This window comes from Herbaspirillum sp. B65 (assembly GCF_000333555.1).
GTDB classification, from domain to species: Bacteria; Pseudomonadota; Gammaproteobacteria; order Burkholderiales; family Burkholderiaceae_D; genus Herbaspirillum; species Herbaspirillum rubrisubalbicans.
The window spans coordinates 1-21,977 of the sequence record NZ_BADI01000658.1 but is presented as its reverse complement, the minus strand read 5'-3'; the positions used below and the strand labels follow the sequence as shown (position 1 = coordinate 21,977).

Below are 21,977 nucleotides of genomic sequence, written 5' to 3'. Positions count from 1 at the left end.
TTTTTTCAGCCGGAAATATTGTTGTTTTTCTCTTTCCGGCATTTTCTTCTTCGTCCCGGCCTAAATGCCGCAGGACTTGCCAAAACTGTTCCCGATCCCCCCAAACTGGCCGGAAACCCTGCTGCGGCGCGCGTAGCCGGGCGCTCACCCTTGTGCTAACTTGAGGCTACAACTTTAAGAAAACCCGGCCCACAAGGCTGAGGTGTTTCCATATCCCGACAGAATGGCTGACGGGACGCATGTGCAGGCAAAAACAAGATTTTTGGCACGGAGACCACATGAACGCACCCCTACCCGCCGGGCAGCGCCTGCTGCTGGACGATGTATCGCTGGACGACAAATTTGCGCTGGAGCGCGGCCGTGTCTTCATGACCGGCATCCAGGCGCTGATCCGCCTGCCGATGCTGCAGCGGCAATACGATGAACGCGCCGGCTTGAATACGGCTGGCTTCATCACCGGCTATCGCGGCTCACCCCTCGGTTCGGTGGACCAGACCGCCGAGAAGGCGCGCCAATACCTGCAAGCCAAGCAGATCAAGTTCCACCCCGGCATGAATGAAGACCTGGCCGCCACCAGCGTGTGGGGCACGCAGCAGGTCAATCTGTTCCCGGGCGCGCAATACGATGGCGTCTTTTCGCTGTGGTATGGCAAAGGCCCGGGCGTGGACCGCTGCGGCGATGTGTTCAAGCACGCCAACATGGCCGGTACCTCCCAACATGGTGGGGTGCTGGTCATTGCGGGCGACGACCATGCCGCCAAGTCCTCCACCGCCGCGCATCAGAGCGAGCACATCCTCAAGGCCTGCGGCATTCCGGTGCTCTATCCGTCCTCGGTGCAGGAGTATCTCGACTATGGTCTGCATGGCTGGGCCATGAGCCGCTATACGGGCCTGTGGGTGGCGATGAAATGCGTGACCGACCTGGTGGAGTCGGGCATGTCGGTGATGATCGATCCCGAGCGGGTGAAAATCCAGATTCCGCAGGACTTCGAACTGCCTCCCGATGGCTTGAACATCCGCCTGCCCGACACCGTGCTGGGCCAGGAAGCGCGGATGATCAACTACAAGTGGTACGCTGCGCTGGCCTATGCGCGCGCCAACAAGTTGAACCGCATCATCTGGGATAGCCCGCGTGCGCGCATCGGCATCATCACCGCCGGCAAGTCCTATCTCGATACGCGCCAGGCGCTGGAAGACCTGGGCATCGATGAACAGGTGGCCGCCGACATCGGCATCCGGCTCTACAAGGTCGGCATGACCTGGCCGCTGGAAGCCGAGGGCGTGCGCGAATTTGCGCAAGGTCTGGATGAAATCCTGGTGGTCGAAGAGAAGCGCCAGATCCTCGAATACCAGTTGAAGGAAGAACTCTACAACTGGCGCGACGATGTACGTCCGCGCGTGGTGGGCAAGTTCGATGACACCGGCGAATGGAGCGGTTCGCAGCGCGAAGGCCACGGCAACTGGTTGTTGCCGGCCACCTATGAACTCAATCCGGCACAGATCGCACGTGCCATCGCCACCCGCATCTCGCGCTACTTCGCCGGCCATCCGGTGGAGCAGCGCGTGCGTACTCGCGTGGCCTACCTGGAGGCCAAGGAAGCCGCCCTCAACATCAGCAGCAAGCCCGATCCCAACAAGGATCGCGTGCCGCATTTCTGCTCAGGCTGTCCGCACAATACCTCCACCAAGTTGCCGGAAGGCAGCCGTGGCCTGGCCGGTATCGGTTGCCATTACATGGTGACCTGGATGGACCGCGAAACCCAGCTCTTCACCCACATGGGGGGCGAGGGTGTGACCTGGGTCGGGCAGGCGCCCTTCACGACGGAAAAGCACGTCTTCGCCAATCTCGGCGATGGCACCTATTTCCATTCCGGCCTGCTGGCAGTACGCGCCTCGGTGGCGGCCAAGGTCAATATCACCTACAAGATCCTCTACAACGATGCGGTGGCCATGACCGGTGGCCAAGAGTTCGATGGCCCGCTGGACCCGGCCATGATCTCGCGCCAGCTCGCCGCCGAAAACGTGAGCCCCATCATCGTGGTCACCGATGAGCCGGACAAGTATCCGACCGGCACGCGCTGGGCCGAGGGCGTGAGCATCCGCCACCGCAGCGAACTCGATGCCGTGCAGCGCGAACTGCGCGAGCAGCCGGGCGTATCGGCCATGATCTATGACCAGACCTGCGCCTCGGAAAAGCGCCGCCGTCGCAAACGCAATGCCTATCCCGACCCGGCCAAGCGCGCTGTCATCAACGAGGCGGTGTGCGAAGCTTGCGGCGATTGCAGCGTGCAATCGAACTGCCTCTCGGTGGAACCGCTGGAGACCGAGTTCGGCCGCAAGCGCCAGATCAACCAGTCGTCCTGCAACAAGGATTATTCCTGCGTCAATGGCTTCTGCCCCAGCTTCGTGACGGTGGAGGGCGGACAACTGAAAAAGCCGGCACGCAACAAGGCCGCCACGGGTCCAGCCTTGCCCGCGCTACCCGAGCCGATACTGCCGGGCCTGGCCCAGCCTTACGGCATCCTGGTCACCGGGGTGGGCGGCACCGGCGTCATCACCATCGGCCAGATCATCGCCATGGCTGCGCACGTGGAGGGGCGCGCCTGTTCGGTGCTGGACATGAGCGGCCTGGCGCAAAAGGGCGGGCCGGTGATGTCGCACGTGCGGGTGGCCGAAGCGCCCGATCACATCTACTCCACCCGGGTGGGGACCGGCATGGCAGACCTGGTGATCGGCTGCGACGTGATCGTCACCGCCAATCGCGATGCCTTGTCGCGCATGGGCGAGGGACGCACGCACGCGGCAGTCAATTCGACCCAGCTGCCCACGGCCGCCTTCGTGCGCAATCCGGACTGGCAATTCCCCACCGCCTCCAGCGAAGGGGAGATTGCCAAGGCCTGTGGGCGCGACAACCTGGCGCTCATCGATGCCGGACGCATTGCCACCGCCCTCATGGGCGACGCCATTGCCACCAACATGTTCATGCTGGGCTATGCCTGGCAGAAGGGTTGGGTCCCCTTGTCGGAAGCCGCGCTGCTGCGGGCCATCGAGCTCAATGCCTTGCAGGTGGAATTCAACCGGCAAGCTTTCGCCTGGGGCCGGGTGGCGGCCCATGATGTGGAGTTCGTGCTGGCCGCTGCCGGCCGCAACGGCATGACGGCCCAGGTGATCGCGTTCAAGCGCACGCCGACGCTGGAGGAACTGGTGCAGCGCCGGGAAGCCTTCCTGAGCGACTACCAGAATGCCGCTTACGGTCGCACCTACCGTGACTTCGTGGAGCAGGTGCGTGCGCGCGAAGCGGCGCTGGGCGAGGCGGGGCGTGGCCTGAAGTTGAGTCGTGCGGTGGCCACTTACCTGTTCAAGCTCATGGCCTACAAGGATGAGTACGAAGTGGCGCGCCTGCACACCGACCCGGCCTTCCGCGCCAAGATCGCCGGCATGTTCGAGGGCGATTACAAGCTGCGCTTCCATCTGGCACCGCCGCTGCTGGCCCGCCGTGATGAGCAGGGACATCTGCGCAAGCAATCCTTCGGTAGCTGGATGATGCCGGCCTTTGGCGTACTGGCCCGCTTGCGCTTCCTGCGCGGCACGGCCTTCGATCCCTTTGGCTATACCCAGGAGCGCAGGCAGGAACGCGCCCTGATCACGGACTATCGCCACACTCTGACGCAGCTGCTGGCGCAGCTTACGCCCGAGAACCTGGAGCAGGTCATCGCCGTGGCGCGCATCCCGGAAGAGATCCGCGGCTATGGTCATGTCAAGGAACGTCACCTCAAGACGGCGCAGCACAAGCAAGCCGCGCTGCTGGCCCAGTTGCAGAAGGAAAGTTCACCTTCGCCGCAAGGAGGCGGTAAGCAGGCGGCCTGAACGACCGCCTGGGCGATCAGGCAGGTCAGCCCAGGCGCGCGCCGCTGACGCGCTCGATGCCGGCCAGGTCGCGCCAGCTTTGCACGTCCTTGAAGCCGGTGCCGGCCAACAGGGCGCGCACCGCAGCGGCCTGGTCGTAGCCATGCTCCATCAGCAGCCAGCCGCCGGCCTTGAGGTGGGCCGGGGCGCCATCGATGATGGCGCGCAGGTCGGAGAGACCATCGGCATGATCGGTGAGCGCATCGACCGGTTCGAAACGCAGGTCGCCCTGGGACAGGTGCAGGTCGCCAGCGACGATGTAGGGTGGGTTGGCGGCGATCACGTCGAACTGGTCGGCGCTGGTGAGGGCGCCATACCAGTCGCTTTCCAGCAAGCGCACCCGCACCTGGTGGGTATTGGCGTTCTCGCCGGCAATGGCCAGTGCGGCCGCGCTGGCGTCCAGCGCCGTGACGGCGGCGTCCGTCCTGGTGTGGGCGATGGCGATGGCGATGGCGCCCGAGCCGGTGCCCATGTCCAGCAGGCTGCCGGCCTGGGGCAATCTTTCCATGGCCAGTTCCACCAGCAGCTCGGTATCGGGGCGCGGGATCAGCACATCTGGCGTGACCCGCAAATCCAGTCCATAGAATTCGCGCCAGCCGACGATGTAGGCGATCGGCTCGCCACGCAAACGGCGGGCGTAGAGGGCGGTCAGTCGCTCCGACTCGGCCGCATCCAGGCGCCGTTCGGATTGGGTGATCAATTGCACGCGCGTGAGGCGTAGCGCGTGGCACAGCAGGATGCGGTTCTCCAGCGGCTCCAGCGGTGCCGTCTTGAGCACGGTCGCCAGCGTGCAGCCGGCGTAGCTGGAGAGCGCTGGCATCACTTCCAGATGGTGGTGCGCGGGCTGCGCTTGAAAGCTTGCACCGCCAGCACGATAGCCAGCAGCGCGAACCAGATCAGCGACCAGGTCGGGATCTGCAGGCCCAGCACCGGCGGCCACGGGGCCGAGCAGAAGCCGTCCGCCGTAAACATCGGCGGCCACAGCTTGACCATGGGCAGATGGTTCAAGGTGGTTTCCAGCGGATCGGTGGTGCAGGACACGCCCGGATGCGCCTTCACATACAGATGCCAGATCGCCGTACCGGCGCCACCGAGCGCGGCCAGCAGGCCCAGGGCCGCGCTCGGGCGGCGAGCCGAGGCCGGCAGCACCGCGCCGATCAGCGCGAAGATGCCCACCAGCAGGAACATGTAGCGCTGGATCACGCACAGCGGGCAGGGCTGCATCTCTTCGACGATCTGCAGGTACATGGCAAAGCCCAGCAGGCCGGCGCAGACCAGTGCGACCAGCAGGAAAACCGGTTTGGATGATTTCATGGTTGTGGGTGGATTGTTTTGTTAGTAGGTACGGACAGAGTTGAGGCGCTTGGGCGGGCTAGCGTGGGCGATCCAGCCATCCCGCGATTGTAGAGATATCCCCGCCTCCTTGCACGCTGCCCGCACAGGCAGTGCCGGGCAGACCGTCTCTGCACTCGGCCTAAAGGGCAGTTGGGGGCGCTCTCAATCGTCGCCCAGTTGCGCCAGCAGCTCGGCCTGGTGCTCGGTGATGAGGGCATTGGTCAGTTCGTCCAGGTCGCCATCCATGATGAAGTCCAGCTTATAGAGCGTCAGATTGATGCGATGGTCGGTCATGCGCCCCTGCGGGAAGTTGTAGGTACGGATGCGTTCGCTGCGGTCGCCCGAGCCGATCAGGGACTTGCGGGTGGCCGCTTCCTTGGATTGCTGTTGGCGCAACTGCACATCCTTGATACGCGCGGCCAGCACCTTCATGGCTTGCGCCTTGTTCTTGTGCTGGCTGCGGTCGTCCTGGCATTCCACCACGATGCCGGTGGGCAGGTGGGTGATGCGCACGGCCGAGTCGGTCTTGTTGATGTGCTGGCCACCGGCGCCGGAGGCGCGGTAGGTGTCGATGCGGATATCAGCGGGGTTGATGTCGACATCCTCGACTTCATCGGCTTCCGGCATCACCGCCACGGTGCAGGCCGAGGTATGGATGCGGCCCTGGGTCTCGGTGGCCGGCACGCGTTGCACGCGGTGGCCGCCAGACTCGAACTTCAGGCGCGAATAGGCACCGAAGCCGACGAGGCGGGCGATCACTTCCTTGTAGCCGCCCAGTTCGGATTCGGAAGCCGAGACGATCTCGACCTGCCAGCGCTGGCGTTCGGCATAGCGGGTGTACATGCGCAGCAGGTCCCCGGCAAACAGGGCAGATTCGTCACCTCCCGTGCCGGCGCGGATTTCCAGGAAGATGTTTCGTTCATCATTGGGGTCCTTGGGCAGCAGCATCTTTTGCAGGTCCAGCTCCAGGGCTTGCATACGGGCTTTGGCGGCATCGATTTCTTCCTGCGCAAAAAGCTTCATATCGGGGTCGGAGAGCAGCTCTTGGGCAGTGCGAATATCTTCATTTGCCTGTACATAGTCGTGGTACAGCGCCACCAGCGGCCCCAGCTCGGCATGTTCGCGCGTCATCTTGCGGAAGTTGTCCATGCTGGCGGTGGCGTCTTCCTGGGCCAGCAGGCTGTTGAGCTCTTCCAGCCGTTCGGCGAGCTGGTCGAGTTTGGCAAGCATCGAGGGTTTCATGGGTGTTCGAATCCGGTAAAAAAGAGGGACAGCGGCAGCCGCCAGAGGGAGCGGCGCGGGCTTGCCGGCCCGGGCAGGCCGACAGGAGAGGGAAACGCTAACGCTTGGCGCGGAACAGTTGCGGCAACAGCGAAGCCAGCTGGCTGCGCTGTTCGCCTTGGGCGTGGTGCAGGGCCTGTTGCGGGCCATGCAGGAACTTGGCGGTGAGGCCCTTGGAGAGGGCTTCCAGCACCGCTTCCACATCGTCGCCCTTGGCCAGCATACGGCGGGCGCGGTCCAGTTCGGCCAGGCGCAGCGCCTCGCCGGTTTCTTGCAGGTCCTGGATCAGCGGCACCATGGCGCGGCTGTCGATCCAGTGCATGAAGGATTGCACACGGGTCTCGATGATGGCTTCGGCCTGGGCCACGGCGGCCTGGCGATTTTCCACGCCGCTTTGCACCACCGAGGCCAGGTCGTCCACGGTGTAGAGGAAGACGTCATCCAGGCGACCGACTTCGGCCTCGATATCGCGCGGCACGGCCAGGTCGACCATGAAGATGGGCTTGTGACGGCGCGCCTTGACCGCGCGCTCCACCAGACCCAGCCCGATGATGGGCAATTGCGAGGCGGTACAGGAGACCACGATGTCGAAGCTGGCCAGTTGCGCTGGCAGGTCGGCCAGGCGAATGGCGCGGCCGCTGAAGCGATGGGCCAGGGTCTCACCGCGTTCCATGGTGCGGTTGGCCACCGTCAGGGTCTTGGGATTCTGGGCGGCGAAGTGGGTGGCGCACAGCTCGATCATTTCACCGGCGCCGATGAAGAGCACGTTCTGGCCGGCAATCGAATCGAAGATGCGCTGTGACAGCCGCACGGCCGCGGCGGCCATGGACACGCTGTGCGCACCGATCTCGGTGGTAGTGCGCACTTCCTTGGCCACGGCAAAGGTACGCTGGAACAACTGGTGCAGATAGGTGCCCAGGCCTCCGGCCGCATCGGCCTGGCGTACCGCATCCTTCATCTGGCCCAGGATCTGCGGCTCGCCCAGCACCATCGAGTCCAGCCCGGAGGCGACGCGGAAGGCATGGCGCACTGCATTGTCCTGCGGCAGCGAATATAGGTAGGGGCGCAGGTCGGCGTAGGCAATCTGATGATACTCGGCCAGGAATTGCGCGGTGCGGTCGATGGCGAATTCCACGCCATCGCGACCGGCGGCAGCCGCCGCATACAGCTCGGTACGGTTGCAGGTGGAAAGGATGGCGGCTTCGCCGGCGGCGACGATCTTGTCATTGCCGCCGAACCATGCGCGCGCAGACGCCACCGCCTGACCGATCTGGTCAGCGGGGAAAGCCACTTTCTCGCGCAACGAGAGCGGCGCGGTAGTGTGGTTGAGTCCGACGGCGAGCAAATGCATGGAATACGCGGCAGCAGTGCCGATAAGCTGGGAAATTCACTTCTATGGCTGCGAACTGAATGGAAATCGAACGTTGCAATGCAATTCGAACAAAATCAGACAGATTCGGCCCCGGTTTTGGGAATAATTATACTCTTCGCCCAATATCGGGTTGGGTCGCTTCCTGATAATCGGTAGATGTCTCTGATATGGATCAGGATTGGTCTACGCAGGCGGGTGGGGATACAACAGCCACTTTCGCTGGCGGCAGCGGCTTACTCCAGCTTTTCCAGCTGGTAGCCATAGCCATAGACCGTGGCTAGTTGATAGCCGTTGCTCGGTTGCAGGCCCAGCTTGGTACGGATGCGCGAGACGTGGGTATCGATGGTGCGGGTCGGGGTTTCCTGTTCGTTGCCCCAGATGCGTTCCAGCAGGAAGGCGCGCGACAGCGGGCGTCCCAGGTGCTGCATGAACAGCAGCGCCAGTTCGGCTTCCTTGCGGGTGAGCGTGGCGTCCAGGTTCGGGCGCTCGGGGTGGGTCACGCGCAGGCGCGCCAGGTCGACCACGAAACCGGCTGCTTCCACGATGTTGGGTGGGGCTTCATAGGGTTGCGCCGCCAGCAGCAAGAGGTCCAGCCGCAGCGCCAGCTCCTGGCGCCGCACCGGCTTGACCAGGAAATCATCGGCGCCGGCCAGGCGCAGGTTACGCAGCCAGTGCTGGTGTGCCGGCGTGCAGATGAGCAGCACCACCGGCCGCGCCTTGCTCCTGACCGGCGGGCGATGGTCATGCACGATGGTGGTGATCGCATGGGGGTGACGCTGCAGGTCGTCCAGATCCAGCACCATCAGGTGCGCGCCATCGTCGCAGGCCGCGGCAAAGCCTTCGGCACCGGTATAGACGGTGGTGTCGTGGCGCTCGGCCAGTTGGGTTACCAGGGTGACGGTATCGGCGTCGGAAGAGATGATCCCGATTTTCATCGCGTCAGACTAAAGACATATTCAGGCAAAGGCAAATGAACGAAAGGGCAGCCTGGGCTGCCCTTGTCGGTGACGGCAGGTCTGTTTCAGGTGGCCGGCACATCGCTATCGGGCAGCACCACGTTCACGTCCAGCACCTCCAGGTTGCCCTGGCGGTCCAGCGAGATCTTGATGTCGTCGGCGTTGACCTTGGTGTACTTGGAGATCACCTCGATCAATTCCTTGTGCAGCGCCGGCAGGAAGTCCGGGCCTTGACGGCCGTTGGAGCGTTCGCGGGCGATGATGATCTGCAGCCGCTCCTTCGCCGCCACCGCACTCTTGGGCTTGCTGGGGAACAGGAAAGAAAGCAGAGACATATCACTTACCTCCGAAGATGCGCTGCAGCAGGCCCGGCTTTTCGTAGGTGGTGAAACGCAGTTCGACGGTCTCGCCGAGGAAGCGCGAGACCACGTCCTGGTAAGCCTGGGCGACGTCGCTATCCTTCATATGGATCGCCGGGGAGCCCTGGTTGGAGGCCTGCAGCACGGTTTCCGACTCGGGGATGATGCCGATCAGGGGAATGCGCAGGATTTCCTGCACGTCGGTATAGGACAGCATCTCGCCATCTTCCACGCGCTTGGGCGAATAGCGGGTGATGAGCAGGTGTTCCTTGACCGGCTCGCCACCGGCCGAGGCGCGGCGCGACTTGGCCTGGATGATGCCCAGAATGCGGTCCGAGTCGCGCACCGACGACACTTCCGGGTTGGACACCACGATGGCTTCGTCGGCGAAGGTCAGCGCCATCACCGCACCGTGCTCGATGCCGGCGGGGGAGTCGCAGATGATGTATTCGAAGTCCATCTTGGACAGGTCGCCCAGCACGCGCTCCACACCCTCTTCGGTCAGGGCGTCCTTGTCGCGGGTTTGCGAGGCCGGCAGGATGAACAGGTTGTCGCAGTGCTTGTCCTTGATCAGGGCCTGGTTCAGGGTGGCTTCCTTGTTGATCACGTTGATCAGGTCATAGACCACGCGGCGTTCGCAGCCCATGATCAGGTCCAGGTTGCGCAGACCGACGTCGAAGTCGATCACGGCCGTCTTGTGGCCGCGCATGGCCAGGCCCGATGCGAAACTGGCGCTGGACGTCGTTTTGCCGACGCCGCCCTTACCCGAAGTCACAACGATGATTTTTGCCACGAAAAACTCCTTAAGAAGAACAGTACGCCGGCTTGCTCCGGCGGGATTCGTTTATATGATTTACACCGCAGTCTTACGACGCCGACATCGGCAGTACGTCGATGCGTTCGCCTTGCAGGCGCACCTGCACCTGCTTGCCTGCCAGCTCCGGTGCATGACCGTTCTCGAAGGTCCGATAGACCCCGGCAATGGAAACCAGTTCCGCTTCCAGTGAGGCCGCGAAGATGCGCGCCTCGGTATTGCCCGAGGCACCGGCCAGGGCCCGGCCGCGCAGCGGGGCATAGACATGGATGCAGCCATCGGCGATGAGCTCGGCGCCATTGTTGACCACCGCCAACACCACCAGGTCGGCGCCGCGCGCATAGATGCGCTGGCCGGCCCGCACCGGGGTATCGACGATTATCGTCTTGGCTGCTGGTGCCGCCGGTGCTGTGGCAGCCGCTTGCACTGCCTGCGGCGCAGGGGCTGGCGCAGCAGCCGGAGTGGCTTCCTGGGCTGCGGCTTCCTGGGCCCGCGCATTGGCCGTGCCGGCACCGGCCACGGCTGAGGTATCGATCGCCAAGCCATGGGACACGATGCCACTATGCAACTCTTCTGGCGCGTTGCGCACGGCCACCGTATTCAAGCGGAAGCGCTTGAACAAGGCCACCACCGCCGTCCAGTCGATGGCCGCAGCGGCTGCCGCATCCAGCGTGCCCACATCGAGCACGGCGAATTCATCTTCGAAGAAATCGGCCACGCCGCCGGTCATTTCCTTCAGGGCTTTTTCCAGCGAAGTTGGATCGGTTTCGTGCAGGATTGCCGAAATGGCAACCACAGTGGAAATCTTGATCTCGATCGGTTTGCGCGTTTTTTGCATAAATCCTGTAGTTCAATGCGGCGGAAAGTGAAGGAAAAAGCCAGCATTCCGCCCGGTTTGGCTGTGCATTATACAGGCAGGATGCGGCGGCGATAGCGCTGGAGCGGGGTTTTCAGCGTGCCGAAACCGGCTTCGGTGGATACAGCAAAGTTGTTCGTTCTCTATTGCTTGATTGCCAGCAAAGTAAATGGGAGTCGATGAACTCGATTCCGATTGTAAATAGTATCGTTACGAGATACATTTTATGGATGATAAAGAGTTTCCGACACAAAGGGCTGCAACGTTTCTTTGAGACGGGCAGCAAGGCTGGCATCCAGGCTGCTCATGCGGGCAAGCTCCGGCTCCAATTGGCCGCACTGGATCGAGCCATACAGCCGGAAGACCTATCTGCGCCCGCATGGGCGCTGCATCCACTAAAAGGTGAGTTAAAGGGGCAATGGGCGATCACCGTCAATGGCAATTGGCGGTTGGTGTTCGCTTTCGAGGGTAAGGACGCGGTGCTGGTGGATTACCGCGACTATCACTGACAATCCAAGGAGGTCTGCTATGACGCGCATGTTCAACCCGCCGCACCCGGGCGAGGTCTTAAGGGAATATCTGGGTGAAATGACCGTGACGGAAGCTGCCATGCGGCTTGGCGTGAGCCGCGTCACCCTGCAACGGATAGTCAATGGCGCTGCCGGCATCTCGCCGGACATGGCCTATCGCCTGGCTGCTGCTTTCGGCACCAGCCCGGAGCTATGGGCCGGAATGCAGTTACAGTACGATCTGCATGAAGCCGGCAAGCTGGAACGTCCCGTGATTGAGCGCATCACGGCGTGAGCATAAAAAACCGCCGACACCTCACGGTGCCAGCGGTCTTCACGAACCTTCATAAAGTACAGGCGCGACCTCAACCGCGCCTGTTGGCAAGCCAGGAATCAGCCCGGTACCTTGCCATCCACGCCTTCGACGTAAAACTTGATGCCGTGCAGGAAGCCATCATCGGCCACGGCGTCCTTGCTCAGCACTTCCTTGCCGGTATTGTCCTTGATCGGACCCTTCCAGATCGGCGCGCTGCCGTCGATGATGGCCTTCTTGCGCTCTGCGACCAGGGTCTTCACATCAGCCGGCAGTTCAGGATTGAAGGCGGCCAGGTCGATGCCGTTGTCCTTCAGACCGATCCAGCTGGTGCTGCTCTTCCAGGTGCCATCCAGTACGGCCTGCACGCGGGCGGTGTAGTACACGCCCCAGTTGATCATGGAGGCAGCCAGGTGGGCCTTGGGGCCGAAGCTGGTCATGTCGCTGTCCCAACCGAAGGCATACACACCCTTTTCCTGCGCGGTCTGCACCACGGCCGCCGAGTCGGTGTTCTGCATCAGCACGTCCACGCCCTGGCCGATCAGGGTGGTGGCGGCTTCACGTTCCTTGCCCGGATCGAACCACTTGTTGACCCACACCACGGCGGTGGTGGCCTTCGGATTGACCGAACGCGCACCCAGGGTGAAGGAGTCGATGTTGCGGATCACTTCAGGAATCGGCACCGAGGCCACCACGCCCAGCTTGCCGGACTTGCTCATCTTGCCCGCGACCACGCCGGCCAGGTAGGCGCCTTCATAGGTGCGCACGTCGTATTGCGCCAGGTTGTCGGCGGTCTTGAAGCCGGTGGCGTGTTCGAACTTGACGTCCGGGAATTCCTTGGCGACCTTCAGCATGGCTTCCATGTAGCCGAAGGTGGTGCCGAAGATCAGCTTGTTGCCATCGGTAGCCAGCTGGCGGAAGACGCGTTCGGCGTCCGCTGCGGATTCGGGAATGTTTTCCACGAAGGTGGTCTTGACCTTGTCGCCGAACTTTTCTTCGACCGCCTTGCGGCCCTTGTCATGCGCGAAGGTCCAGCCGGCGTCACCCACCGGGCCGATATAGACGAAGGCCACCTTCAACGGATCGGTCGCCGGTGCTGCTGCGGCCGGCGCAGCAGCAGGCGCGGCGGCAGCGGGTTCTTCCTTCTTGCCGCAACCGATCAGGGTTGCGGCCGCCAGGGTGGCGAGCATCGTCAAGGATGCCCTGCGCGAAATCTTCATTGTGTTCTCCCTCAAGGTCAGTGGATAAATGCAGGTGCTGCTACAAAAACGTTATAAACAATTCAGGAAGCGCCCGGGCGGAACGGCTTGCCCAGTGAGGCCGGCATGTTCAGGCGGATCCAGTCGGGGTTGCGCGAGATCAGCGCCAGCACCACGATAGTGGCCAGGTAGGGCGCCATCGACAGGATCTGCGAAGGAATGGTCACGCCCATGCCCTGCAGGTAGAACTGGGCAATGGTGACGCCGCCGAACAGCAGCGAGCCCAGCAAGACACGTGCCGGACGCCAGGTGGCAAAGGCGGTCAAGGCCAGCGCGATCCAGCCGCGTCCGGCCACCAGTCCCTCCACCCACATCGGGGTATAGACCAGCGACATGTAGGCCCCGGCCAAGCCGCAGCAGGCGCCCCCGAACAGCAGCGCCAGGTAGCGGATGCCGCGCACCGAATACCCCAGCGCGTGCGCCGACTCGGGCGACTCGCCCACCGCGCGCAACACCAGGCCGGCACGCGTGCGGTAGAGGAACCAGATGCTGGCCAGGCACAGCGCGAAGGCCAGGTAACTCATCCAATGCTGGTGGAACAAGGCCGTGCCCAGGAAGGGAATGTCGCCCAGCACGGGAATCGAATTGGGTTGCGCCGGCAAGGCCAGCCCCACGAAGCGCTGGCCGACGAAGGCCGACAGACCCGCGCCGAAGATCGACAGCGCCAGTCCGGTGGCGACCTGATTGGTGGCCAGTTGCAGTGCCAGCCAGGCAAACAGCGAGGCCATCAACATGCCGCACACGGCACCGGCCAAAAAGCCCAGCAGCGGACTCTTGGTGGTATAGCCCACGGCGAAGCCGGCGATGGCCGAGACCAGCATCATGCCCTCGGCGCCCAGGTTGAGCACGCCGGAGCGTTCATTGATCAACAGTCCGATGGCCGCCAGCAGCAGCGGCGTGCCGGCATTGATGGAGGCTGCGATGAGAGGAGCGAGTTGTTCCATGTCCGGTCCCGAATCCTTAGACTTTCTTATTCCACACGAGGCGGTAATCGATGAGCGTATCGCAGGCCAGCAGCAGGAACAGCAACATGCCCTGGAACACCCCGGTAATGGCCGAAGGCAACCCCAGGCGCGACTGCGCCAGCTCGCCGCCCAGGTACAGCAGCGACATGATGAGCCCGCCCAGGATGGCGCCGATCGGATGCAGGCGGCCGATGAAGGCCACGATGATGGCCGCAAAGCCATAACCGGGCGATACCGAGGGCAACAACTGACCGATCGGGCCGGCAATTTCAAAGGCGCCCGCCAGCCCGGCAAAGGCCCCCGAGATCAACAGCGACACCCACAGGGCCGAGCGCGCCGAGAAACCCGCATAGCGCGCCGCATGAGGCGCTACGCCTCCCACCATCAGCGAAAAACCGCGCAGGCTGCGCATCATGAAGATCGCCATCAGGACTGCGGCCACGATGGTTACCGCAAAGCCGATGTGCAGCCGCGTGCCCGACATCAGCATGGGCAACATGAATTCGCTGGAGAACACCTTGGACTGCGGGAAGTTCATGCCATTGGGATCCTTCAAGGGACCATTGACGGCCCACATCAACAGCAACTGCGCCACATAGGTCAGCATCAGCGAGACCAGGATTTCATTGGCATTGAAATGGTCGCGCAGGAAGGCCGTGATGGCCGCCCACAGCGCACCGCCGACAATGCCGGCCAGCACCATCAGCAGCAGTCCCATGCCACCCGAGATGCCATGTCCCGGCACGTCCAGCCACACCAGCATGGCACCCGAACACAAGGCCCCGACCGTGAACTGACCCTCGGCGCCGATGTTCCAGATACTGGCGCGGAAACACACCACCAGCCCCAGCGCGCACAGGATCAGCGGCACCGATTTCAACAGCAGCTCGCTGATGGCGCGCTTGCCATTGAAGGGATCGACCAGGAAGACCTTCAACCCGGCCAGCGGATCCTTGCCCAGCGCCAGGAACAGCAGCGCCCCCAGCAACAGGGTGGCGATGATGGCAATCACCGGCGAGAGATAGGTCATCGTTTGCGACGGCGCGCCGCGCAATTCCAGACGCAGCGGGAAGCTCATGCGATCAGCCATGCTGCACCTCCGCACCGGCTGCCTTGGGTTCATCCCACAAGCCGCTCATCCACACGCCGACCTGCTCGCGCGTGGCCTGTTCGATGGGAATGGAGGGCGACAGACGGCCCTTGGCGATGACATGCAGGCGATCACATAATGCGAATAATTCGTCAAGTTCTTCCGAGATCACCAGCACGGCACAACCTTCCTGTTTCAGTTTCAATATCTCGCCGTGGATCTGCGCGGCCGCGCCCACGTCCACCCCCCAGGTCGGCTGGGCCACCACGAAGACCGCGGGTTTGCGTTCCATCTCGCGGCCCACGATGAATTTTTGCAGGTTGCCACCCGAGAGGCTCTTGGCCGGCGCATCGGGGCCGGCTGCCTTGACCTTGAAGCGCTCAATGATGGAGGCGGCGGCGCGCCGCGTAAAACCGAAATCGATCATGCCGCGCTTCACATAGGGCGCCTTCTGGTGAGACAGCAGCATATTGGCCGTCAACGACAGGCTGGGCACGGCGCCGCGTCCCAGCCGCTCTTCCGGTACCAGGCCCAGGCCGGCGGCGCGGCGCGGATTGGGCGAGAGGTCGCCCACCGCCTTGCCGGTCAGCATGATCATGTTGGGCGCGGCGCGCTGGTCTTCGCCGGACAGCGCTGCCAGCAACTCCTGCTGGCCATTGCCCGAGACCCCGGCGATGCCGACGATCTCACCGGCCCGCACTTCGCATTCGATGTCCTTGAGTTCGGTGGCAAACAGGTGCGCCTTGGGCAGCGACAGGCGATTGACGTGCAGCTTGCGCTCGTTGCGCATCGACTCTGGATTACGCTCGCGCTGCAAACGCACCAGTTCATCGCCGATCATCATGCGCGAGAGGCTGGCGCTGCTTTCATTGCGCGGATCGCAGTTACCGCTAACACGGCCACCGCGCATGACGGTGGCGCTATGGCACAGCGCGCGGATTTCATCGAGCTTGTGGCTGATGTAGAGAATGCTGCAACCCTCATCGGCCAGACGGCGCAGGGTCACGAACAGTTTTTCCACCGCCTGCGGGGTCAACACCGAGGTCGGCTCATCCAGGATCAGCAATTGCGGCTCGGTCAGCAGCGCCCGCACGATTTCCACGCGCTGGCGCTCGCCCACCGACAGGGTATGGACGTGGCGCTGCGGTTCCAGCTCCAGGCCGTATTTCTCGCCGGTGCGGGTGATGCGCTCGGCCAGTTCCTTCAGGTCGGTCTTGGCATCCAGGCCCAGGGCGATGTTCTCGGTCACGGTGAGGGTGTCGAACAGCGAGAAATGCTGGAACACCATGGCAATGCCCAGCTTGCGCGCCACCTGCGGATTGGCGATCTGCACCGCCGCGCCGTTCCAGCGGATCTCGCCGGCATCGGGCTTGACCGCGCCGAAGATGATCTTCATCAGGGTGGACTTGCCCGCGCCATTCTCCCCGAGCACGGCGTGGATCTCGCCGGGCGCCACCGCCAGGCTGACATCGTCGTTGGCCAGCACGCCCGGATAGGCCTTGCGCACATGGCTGATTTCAAGACGGAGTGGAACTGCGCTCACGTGATTTTCCCTGTGGTGTTGTATGTGTTCATGTCATATGGCAGCGGGCAGGCGGCGCGCACGCGCGACATCATAGACAAATTGGGCCGCGCCGCATACCGCTTTTGCAGCCTTTTCCTTCACCTCGTGCTGCCCGGCCCGCTTTATCTCATTTTCCGCGATGCGCCCAGCCGGTGGTGCGCTTCTCGATGATGGCAAACAATTCATACATGGCCATGGCCATGGCACCGATCACCACCAGCCCGGCAAAGGCCAGCGGCATCTTCATGGAGGAGCCGGCCGACACCAGCAGGTAGCCGATGCCCTGGTTGGAGGCATTCATCTCAGACACGGTCGAGCCCACGAAGGCCAGCGTGATGGCGACCTTGAGCGAGGCGAAGAAATACGGCAGCGCGCGCGGCAGGCCGACTTTCCAGAGGATATCCAGGCGACGCGCACCCAGCACCCGCAGCACGTCTTCCAGTTCCGGCTCCAGCGTGGCCAGGCCGGTGGCGATGTTGACCATGATGGGGAAGAAGGAAATCAGGAAAGCGGTCAGGATCGCCGGCCCCGCGCCGATCCCGAACCAGACCACCAGCACCGGCACGAAAGCGGCCTTGGGCAAGGCATTGAAGGCCGTCATCAGCGGATAGGCGGCGGCATAGAGCATAGGTGAAGAACCGATCACCAGACCCAGCGTCACACCGACCCCGACGGCGATGGCAAAACCCACCATGGTGACCCAAAAGGTCGACAGCGCGTGCTGGGTGATGGGGCCGGCATACTCCACCATGGCCTGGAGGATGGCGGCCGGGCTGGGGAAGATGAAGTCGGAGACCTCCCACACGCTACAGATGAATTGCCACACGCCCAGGATGGCGATGAGCAGGAACCAGGGCGCCAGCGTGGTGGCTGCCTGGGTGAGTTTGCCGTTCGATGATGTCTGCATGGCTGCTGGTCCTTGGTTGCAGTGAGCCCTCAGGTATTGCGCACCTGGCCGATGTGCTCGCGCAGTTCATGCACCAGTGCATTGAAGCCATCGGTATAGGTGGTTTCCAGGTCACACGGGCGCGGCAGCGGATTGTCGCGCTTGACCACGATGCGCCCGGGGCGCTTGCTCATCACGTAGATGGTATCGGCCAGGAAGGCCGCCTCGCGCAGGTCGTGGGTGACCAGGATGACGTTGAAACGGCGCTCGGCCCACAGGTCGCGCAGCACGCACCACAGTTCCTCGCGGGTGAAGGCATCGAGCGCGCCGAAAGGTTCGTCCAGCAGCAGCATCTTGGGTTCGTGGATCAGCGCGCGGCAGATCGACGCACGTTGCTGCATCCCGCCCGAGAGTTGCCAGGGAAACTTGTCAGCATAGCCGTCCAGGCCGACGGTCTTCAACAGGGCCAGGGCGCGTTCGGTGTACTGGGCCTTCTTTTGCTTGAAGTCACGACGATAGGGTTCGACGATTTCCAGCGGCAGCAGCACGTTCTCCAGCGTAGTGCGCCAGGGCAACAGGGTCGGGGCCTGGAAGGCCATGCCGACGAACTTCAATGGACCGGTCACCGGCTGGCCGTTGATGACGACGCTGCCGCGATTGGGCTGCTTCAAGCCCGTGGCCAGCTTCATGAAGGTGGACTTGCCGCAGCCAGACGGCCCGACGATGGCGATGAATTCGCCTGCGCGGGTCTGCAGGTCGATGTCTTCCACCGCAAATTCGGTAGCGCCATCATAGGCCAGGTAGACGTGGCGGAAATCGACGAAGGGTTCGCTCATGAATGCAATCTGGTGGGGCTCGCCGGCCTGCTGGCATCGTGCGACCAGTCAGGTCCGGCAATCCGAAAACGATATAAATGATTTACTTGGGGAGCACGTCCAGCTCGGCCTTGGAAGGCAGGAAGCTGCCATTCCAGATCTTGTCCGCATTGACGCGGGTCTTGGTGCCATAGGCATCCGAGACCTGCGAGGCCATCAGTGTCAGGCGCGGGCTGTTGACCTGGCCATAGCCTTCAGCCTTGGCGTGCGGGGTGGCAATGGCGCTGGCGATGGCCAGTTTCAGGCGGCGCAGTTCCAGCTTCTCATCGATCAGGCCATCACGCTCCTTCAAGACCTTGATGGCCGCTTCCGGGTTGGCCATCACGTCGCGGCTGGCCTTGGCGAAGGCGCGCAGGAAGCCCTTGATGGCTTCCGGCTTGTTCTTGATCATGGCCTCGGAGGCGATGATGGTATTGCCGTACAGGCGCACCCCATAGTCCGGGTACATCATCACGTTGATGTCTTCATCCTTGATGCCGCGCGCGTTCAGGTTCAACAGCGACGTGAAATAGAAACCGGTGATGGCATCCACGTCACCACGCGCCAGCATGGTTTCGCGCAGCGGCGGGTCCATGCTGGTCCACTGCGCCTTGCTCGCATCCAGACCATTGGCCTTGGCGAAGATGGGATAGGCGCGGCGTCCGGCATCGAACACCGGCGCGCCCAGTTTCTTGCCGACCAGGTCGGCAGGTTTCTTGATGCCGGATTTCTTGAGCGAGAACACCGCTGCCGGCGTATCGTTATAAACCATCATCACCGCCACCGGCTTGCCCGGTGCATCGGGATTATTGGCCGTGAATTCCATCAGCGCTGCCATGTCGGCAAAGCCCATGTCATAGGTGCCCGAAGCCACACGGTTGACGGCGTTGCCCGAGCCATTGCCGGCATCGATGGTGACGTCCAGTTTTTCCTGGGTGAAGTAACCCTTGGACTTGGCCACCAGGAACAGCGCAGCCGGCCCCTCGAAACGCCAGTCCAACTGGAACTTGATCTTGGTTTCCTGCGCCAGGGCGAGTGAGCAGCTTGCGCTGAGCAACAGGCTCAGGCCGATCTTGAAGAACTTGCTGGAATACACGGTGGACTTCCCTTCCTTGTTCGTTTGAATGCCAGATCCCACTGCTGCAAAAGCATTTAATGTGCCATGCACCTGCACGCAGGCGGCTCGCACGGCGCTGGACGGGCGCTGCGGGCTCACATCGGGGGCGGGTAGTCGGCAAGCGTGGTCCGGGATGATCGACAGCGCCAGTATTTTTTGTCGACAATCAAAAAATTCATTTGCGACAATTTGGTGCTTCGCTGCACCTTCGTAGAAAAAAATGCACTAAAAAAATTTCCCTTACAGCGCTGTAAGGCAGATGCAGAGCGGCTTCAGGCGGTTTTTGTCGTGATGCGAGTTATGTTTTGAATTGTCGACAATGCTTTTCTACATCGTGTCGAACTGCGCACAAGCCCTTGGGATTACGCCCGGACTCGGCTAGGATTGCGCCCCTGCGTGGGCGGCGTGGTGCCTTTTTCGAGGTGTCGAACTCGCGTTAAGTCCAGCGCTGGCCAGCAATGGTGAACAAGATGGACTGGCCGGGAGGGCTGGCACGGGCTTTGCGTAAACGCTCCCGTCGGTTTGGGCGTCGGCAGTGCTGTCAGCCATGTGTCAGGCCGTATATGACGGGGTAGGCCCACGCGGATCTTCGGTTGTACCCGACGGCGGGGAGAGTGCAAGGCGCCGACGGGAGGCAGGCGGGGATCTGCTTCAACAGCGATTTTTTAGACAAGCAATACAGGGAGAAACTTATGAAGAAGGGTATCAAGGGGAAGTACTGGATGATGGCAGCCGTGGTCGCCTCGGCGGCAAGCAGCATGTCGGCTCATGCCTTGGACTGGGCGGACAACTCGATCGGCTACCGTTACGGTACCCGTTTCGCCGAGCCCTTCAACACGCAGGACATCAGCAAGAACATCGTCAACTTCCAGCACGCCAGCGGCTACAAGTACGGCACCAACTTCCTCAACATCGACATGCTGCTGTCGGACCACAAGGATGACAATGCCCGTGAATTCTACGTCGTCTATCGCAATACCCTGGATATCGGCAAGATCAGCGGCAAGGACCTGTCCTTCGGCCCGGCGCGCGGCGTCGGCCTGACCCTGGGCTTTGACTGGAACACCAAGAACGACAACGGCTACGCTTCCAAGAAGCGCATGTGGGTGGTCGGCCCGACCCTGATGATGGACGTGCCAGGTTTCCTGAACGTGAGCGTGCTGGCCCTGTTCGAAAGCAACAAGCCCATTGGCGTGACCAGCCGTTATACCTATGACACCCACCCGATGCTGAACCTGGCCTGGGGCATTCCGCTGGGCGGTTCCGGCTGGGCCTTCGAAGGCTACATGAACTACATCGCAGCCAAGGGCAAGAACGAGTTCGGTGGCCCGACCAGTCCTGAAGTGAACTTCGACGGCCAGGTCATGTATGACCTGGGTACCTCGATGGGGATGACCAAGAACAAGCTGCGCGTGGGTCTGGAATACCAATACTGGCGCAACAAGTTCGGCAACCCCAACACCGTTCCTGGTTCGTTGGCCAAGACCCCGATGGTGCGCGCCGAGTATCACTTCTAAGCCGCCCGGTCGATCCGGCTGCTTGCAGCATCAAGGCGATGCCGGATCCCTGGATCCGGCATTTTTGTTGGGTGCTTCGGGCGCGGGCGCAATTGGCTACACTGTGGCTGGAACTGAATTTGTCGAGATTGAAGATTTGAGAGCGGAGCATCATGGAAGCATACCTACTCGATTGGCTGAACCTGCTGCTGCGCTGGCTGCACGTGATCACGGCCATTGCCTGGATCGGTTCATCGTTCTATTTCGTCTGGCTGGACAACAGTCTGGTGGCGCCTGCTGATCCTGAGCTGAAGGAGAAGGGGGTGGGTGGCGAGTTGTGGGCCGTGCATGGTGGCGGTTTCTACAATCCGCAGAAGTACCTGCTGGCGCCGAAGGTGTTGCCGGAGCATCTGCACTGGTTCTATTGGGAGTCGTACAGTACCTGGCTGTCGGGCTTTGCCTTGTTCTCGCTGTTGTATCTGTTCAATGCCAGCGTGTTTCTGGTGGACCCCAATGTGTTCGAGATGTCGGCTTCGATGGCGGGGGGCACGGCGATTGCCTTCCTGGTGTTCAACTGGCTGATCTATGACGCCATCTGCAGCAGCATCGGGGATCGGCCGGGGGCGGATCGTTTGGTCAATCTGTTGGTGGGGCTGCAGGTGGTGGTGTCGGTGTGGGCGGCTTGCCATCTGTTTTCGGGGCGGGCGGCATTTCTGATCAGCGGGGCGTCGTTGGCGACCATCATGAGTGCCAATGTGCTGGTGTGGATCATTCCGGGGCAGCGCAAGATGGTGGCGTCGATGCGGGCTGGGCAGGCGCCGGATCCGATTCATGGCAAGCGGGGTAAGCAGCGCAGTGTGCATAACACTTACTTTACCTTGCCGGTGTTGTTTGCGATGCTGTCCAATCACTACAGCATGACTTATTCGGCGCCGCATAACTGGGTGGTGTTGTTGTGCATCATGGCTGCGGGGGCGTTGATTCGGCAAGTTTTTTTGTGTGCGGCACAAGGGGGTTATAACTGGTGGTATCCGGGGATTGCTGTG

At 62.4% G+C, this 21,977-nt stretch carries 20 protein-coding genes; 5 read left to right on the top strand and 15 right to left on the bottom strand.

What is annotated here, in order from left to right; translation table 11 throughout:
* The first annotated feature begins 278 nt into the window (after positions 1-278).
* Positions 279-3,866, top strand: a complete 3,588-nt coding sequence (locus I5W_RS15675; RefSeq protein WP_044529923.1) for an indolepyruvate ferredoxin oxidoreductase family protein — start codon at positions 279-281, stop codon at positions 3,864-3,866.
* 25 nt (positions 3,867-3,891) lie between these two features.
* Here the strand turns inward: I5W_RS15675 and prmC are convergent, their stop codons facing one another.
* The 8 genes from prmC to minC form a co-directional block, all read right to left on the bottom strand.
* The gene (gene prmC / locus I5W_RS15670; RefSeq protein ID WP_044529922.1) at positions 3,892-4,725 is read right to left on the bottom strand and encodes a peptide chain release factor N(5)-glutamine methyltransferase; all 834 of its coding nucleotides are present in this window, start codon (positions 4,723-4,725) and stop codon (positions 3,892-3,894) included.
* The gene (locus I5W_RS15665; RefSeq protein ID WP_017449706.1) at positions 4,725-5,219 is read right to left on the bottom strand and encodes a disulfide bond formation protein B; all 495 of its coding nucleotides are present in this window, start codon (positions 5,217-5,219) and stop codon (positions 4,725-4,727) included. Before I5W_RS15665 ends, prmC begins: the two co-directional genes overlap by 1 nt.
* Positions 5,220-5,402: 183 nt before the next feature.
* Positions 5,403-6,482 carry a peptide chain release factor 1 gene (gene prfA, locus I5W_RS15660; RefSeq protein WP_017449705.1) on the bottom strand — a complete coding sequence of 360 codons (1,080 nt, stop codon included), beginning with the start codon at positions 6,480-6,482 and terminating at the stop codon, positions 5,403-5,405.
* 97 nt (positions 6,483-6,579) lie between these two features.
* The gene (gene hemA / locus I5W_RS15655) at positions 6,580-7,872 is read right to left on the bottom strand and encodes a glutamyl-tRNA reductase (RefSeq protein ID WP_044529921.1); all 1,293 of its coding nucleotides are present in this window, start codon (positions 7,870-7,872) and stop codon (positions 6,580-6,582) included.
* Between the two features lie 254 nt (positions 7,873-8,126).
* Positions 8,127-8,828 (bottom strand): response regulator transcription factor, encoded by a 702-nt coding sequence (locus tag I5W_RS15650; protein ID WP_044529920.1) that lies wholly within the window; start codon positions 8,826-8,828, stop codon positions 8,127-8,129.
* 86 nt (positions 8,829-8,914) lie between these two features.
* Positions 8,915-9,184: a cell division topological specificity factor MinE gene (gene minE, locus I5W_RS15645; protein ID WP_017449702.1), complete on the bottom strand. Its 270-nt coding sequence runs from the start codon at positions 9,182-9,184 to the stop codon at positions 8,915-8,917.
* A gap of 1 nt (position 9,185) precedes the next feature.
* Positions 9,186-10,001 carry a septum site-determining protein MinD gene (gene minD, locus I5W_RS15640; protein WP_006465130.1) on the bottom strand — a complete coding sequence of 272 codons (816 nt, stop codon included), beginning with the start codon at positions 9,999-10,001 and terminating at the stop codon, positions 9,186-9,188.
* A 73-nt stretch (positions 10,002-10,074) separates the two neighbouring features.
* Positions 10,075-10,860 carry a septum site-determining protein MinC gene (gene minC, locus I5W_RS15635; RefSeq protein WP_044529919.1) on the bottom strand — a complete coding sequence of 262 codons (786 nt, stop codon included), beginning with the start codon at positions 10,858-10,860 and terminating at the stop codon, positions 10,075-10,077.
* A gap of 248 nt (positions 10,861-11,108) precedes the next feature.
* Here minC and I5W_RS15630 point away from each other — a divergent pair, with 248 nt between their 5' ends.
* Both I5W_RS15630 and I5W_RS15625 read left to right on the top strand, forming a co-directional pair.
* A complete protein-coding gene (locus I5W_RS15630; protein ID WP_044529931.1) occupies positions 11,109-11,387 on the top strand; it encodes a type II toxin-antitoxin system RelE/ParE family toxin in 279 nt (92 codons plus the stop codon).
* A 19-nt stretch (positions 11,388-11,406) separates the two neighbouring features.
* Positions 11,407-11,682: a HigA family addiction module antitoxin gene (locus I5W_RS15625; protein ID WP_017449699.1), complete on the top strand. Its 276-nt coding sequence runs from the start codon at positions 11,407-11,409 to the stop codon at positions 11,680-11,682.
* Between the two features lie 98 nt (positions 11,683-11,780).
* On the opposite strand, the gene I5W_RS15620 is transcribed toward I5W_RS15625, so the two are convergent.
* From I5W_RS15620 to I5W_RS15590, 7 genes are all read right to left on the bottom strand, one after another.
* Positions 11,781-12,920 (bottom strand): BMP family ABC transporter substrate-binding protein, encoded by a 1,140-nt coding sequence (locus I5W_RS15620; protein WP_044529918.1) that lies wholly within the window; start codon positions 12,918-12,920, stop codon positions 11,781-11,783.
* Between the two features lie 62 nt (positions 12,921-12,982).
* Positions 12,983-13,903: an ABC transporter permease gene (locus tag I5W_RS15615; RefSeq protein ID WP_017449697.1), complete on the bottom strand. Its 921-nt coding sequence runs from the start codon at positions 13,901-13,903 to the stop codon at positions 12,983-12,985.
* A 16-nt stretch (positions 13,904-13,919) separates the two neighbouring features.
* On the bottom strand, positions 13,920-15,014 hold the full coding sequence (locus I5W_RS15610; RefSeq protein ID WP_044529917.1) for an ABC transporter permease: 1,095 nt from the start codon (positions 15,012-15,014) through the stop codon (positions 13,920-13,922).
* The gene (locus I5W_RS15605; RefSeq protein ID WP_044529916.1) at positions 15,007-16,557 is read right to left on the bottom strand and encodes an ABC transporter ATP-binding protein; all 1,551 of its coding nucleotides are present in this window, start codon (positions 16,555-16,557) and stop codon (positions 15,007-15,009) included. Before I5W_RS15605 ends, I5W_RS15610 begins: the two co-directional genes overlap by 8 nt.
* A gap of 148 nt (positions 16,558-16,705) precedes the next feature.
* Complete coding sequence (locus I5W_RS15600; protein ID WP_044529915.1) at positions 16,706-17,485, bottom strand: ABC transporter permease; 780 nt, start codon at positions 17,483-17,485, stop codon at positions 16,706-16,708.
* A 29-nt stretch (positions 17,486-17,514) separates the two neighbouring features.
* A complete protein-coding gene (locus I5W_RS15595) occupies positions 17,515-18,300 on the bottom strand; it encodes an ABC transporter ATP-binding protein (RefSeq protein ID WP_017449693.1) in 786 nt (261 codons plus the stop codon).
* 82 nt (positions 18,301-18,382) lie between these two features.
* A complete protein-coding gene (locus I5W_RS15590) occupies positions 18,383-19,414 on the bottom strand; it encodes an ABC transporter substrate-binding protein (protein ID WP_044529914.1) in 1,032 nt (343 codons plus the stop codon).
* 713 nt (positions 19,415-20,127) lie between these two features.
* Between I5W_RS15590 and I5W_RS15585 the strand changes: the two genes are divergently transcribed.
* Positions 20,128-20,952, top strand: a complete 825-nt coding sequence (locus I5W_RS15585; RefSeq protein ID WP_017449691.1) for a BLLF1 multi-domain protein — start codon at positions 20,128-20,130, stop codon at positions 20,950-20,952.
* A gap of 152 nt (positions 20,953-21,104) precedes the next feature.
* Positions 21,105-21,977 (top strand): urate hydroxylase PuuD (locus I5W_RS15580; RefSeq protein ID WP_044529913.1); only part of this gene is annotated, 873 nt, incomplete at its 3' end.

Excerpts from the sequence above, each read along its gene's own strand:
- I5W_RS15675 (WP_044529923.1), top strand. The coding sequence starts at position 279 with ATGAACGCACCCCTACCCGCCGGGCAGCGCCTGCTGCTGGACGATGTA.
- prmC (WP_044529922.1), bottom strand. The coding sequence starts at position 4,725 with ATGCCAGCGCTCTCCAGCTACGCCGGCTGCACGCTGGCGACCGTGCTC.
- I5W_RS15665 (WP_017449706.1), bottom strand. The coding sequence starts at position 5,219 with ATGAAATCATCCAAACCGGTTTTCCTGCTGGTCGCACTGGTCTGCGCC.
- prfA (WP_017449705.1), bottom strand. The coding sequence starts at position 6,482 with ATGAAACCCTCGATGCTTGCCAAACTCGACCAGCTCGCCGAACGGCTG.
- hemA (WP_044529921.1), bottom strand. The coding sequence starts at position 7,872 with ATGCATTTGCTCGCCGTCGGACTCAACCACACTACCGCGCCGCTCTCG.
- I5W_RS15650 (WP_044529920.1), bottom strand. The coding sequence starts at position 8,828 with ATGAAAATCGGGATCATCTCTTCCGACGCCGATACCGTCACCCTGGTA.
- minE (WP_017449702.1), bottom strand. The coding sequence starts at position 9,184 with ATGTCTCTGCTTTCTTTCCTGTTCCCCAGCAAGCCCAAGAGTGCGGTG.
- minC (WP_044529919.1), bottom strand. The coding sequence starts at position 10,860 with ATGCAAAAAACGCGCAAACCGATCGAGATCAAGATTTCCACTGTGGTT.
- I5W_RS15630 (WP_044529931.1), top strand. The coding sequence starts at position 11,109 with ATGATAAAGAGTTTCCGACACAAAGGGCTGCAACGTTTCTTTGAGACG.
- I5W_RS15625 (WP_017449699.1), top strand. The coding sequence starts at position 11,407 with ATGACGCGCATGTTCAACCCGCCGCACCCGGGCGAGGTCTTAAGGGAA.
- I5W_RS15620 (WP_044529918.1), bottom strand. The coding sequence starts at position 12,920 with ATGAAGATTTCGCGCAGGGCATCCTTGACGATGCTCGCCACCCTGGCG.
- I5W_RS15615 (WP_017449697.1), bottom strand. The coding sequence starts at position 13,903 with ATGGAACAACTCGCTCCTCTCATCGCAGCCTCCATCAATGCCGGCACG.
- I5W_RS15610 (WP_044529917.1), bottom strand. The coding sequence starts at position 15,014 with ATGGCTGATCGCATGAGCTTCCCGCTGCGTCTGGAATTGCGCGGCGCG.
- I5W_RS15600 (WP_044529915.1), bottom strand. The coding sequence starts at position 17,485 with ATGCAGACATCATCGAACGGCAAACTCACCCAGGCAGCCACCACGCTG.
- I5W_RS15595 (WP_017449693.1), bottom strand. The coding sequence starts at position 18,300 with ATGAGCGAACCCTTCGTCGATTTCCGCCACGTCTACCTGGCCTATGAT.
- I5W_RS15585 (WP_017449691.1), top strand. The coding sequence starts at position 20,128 with ATGAAGAAGGGTATCAAGGGGAAGTACTGGATGATGGCAGCCGTGGTC.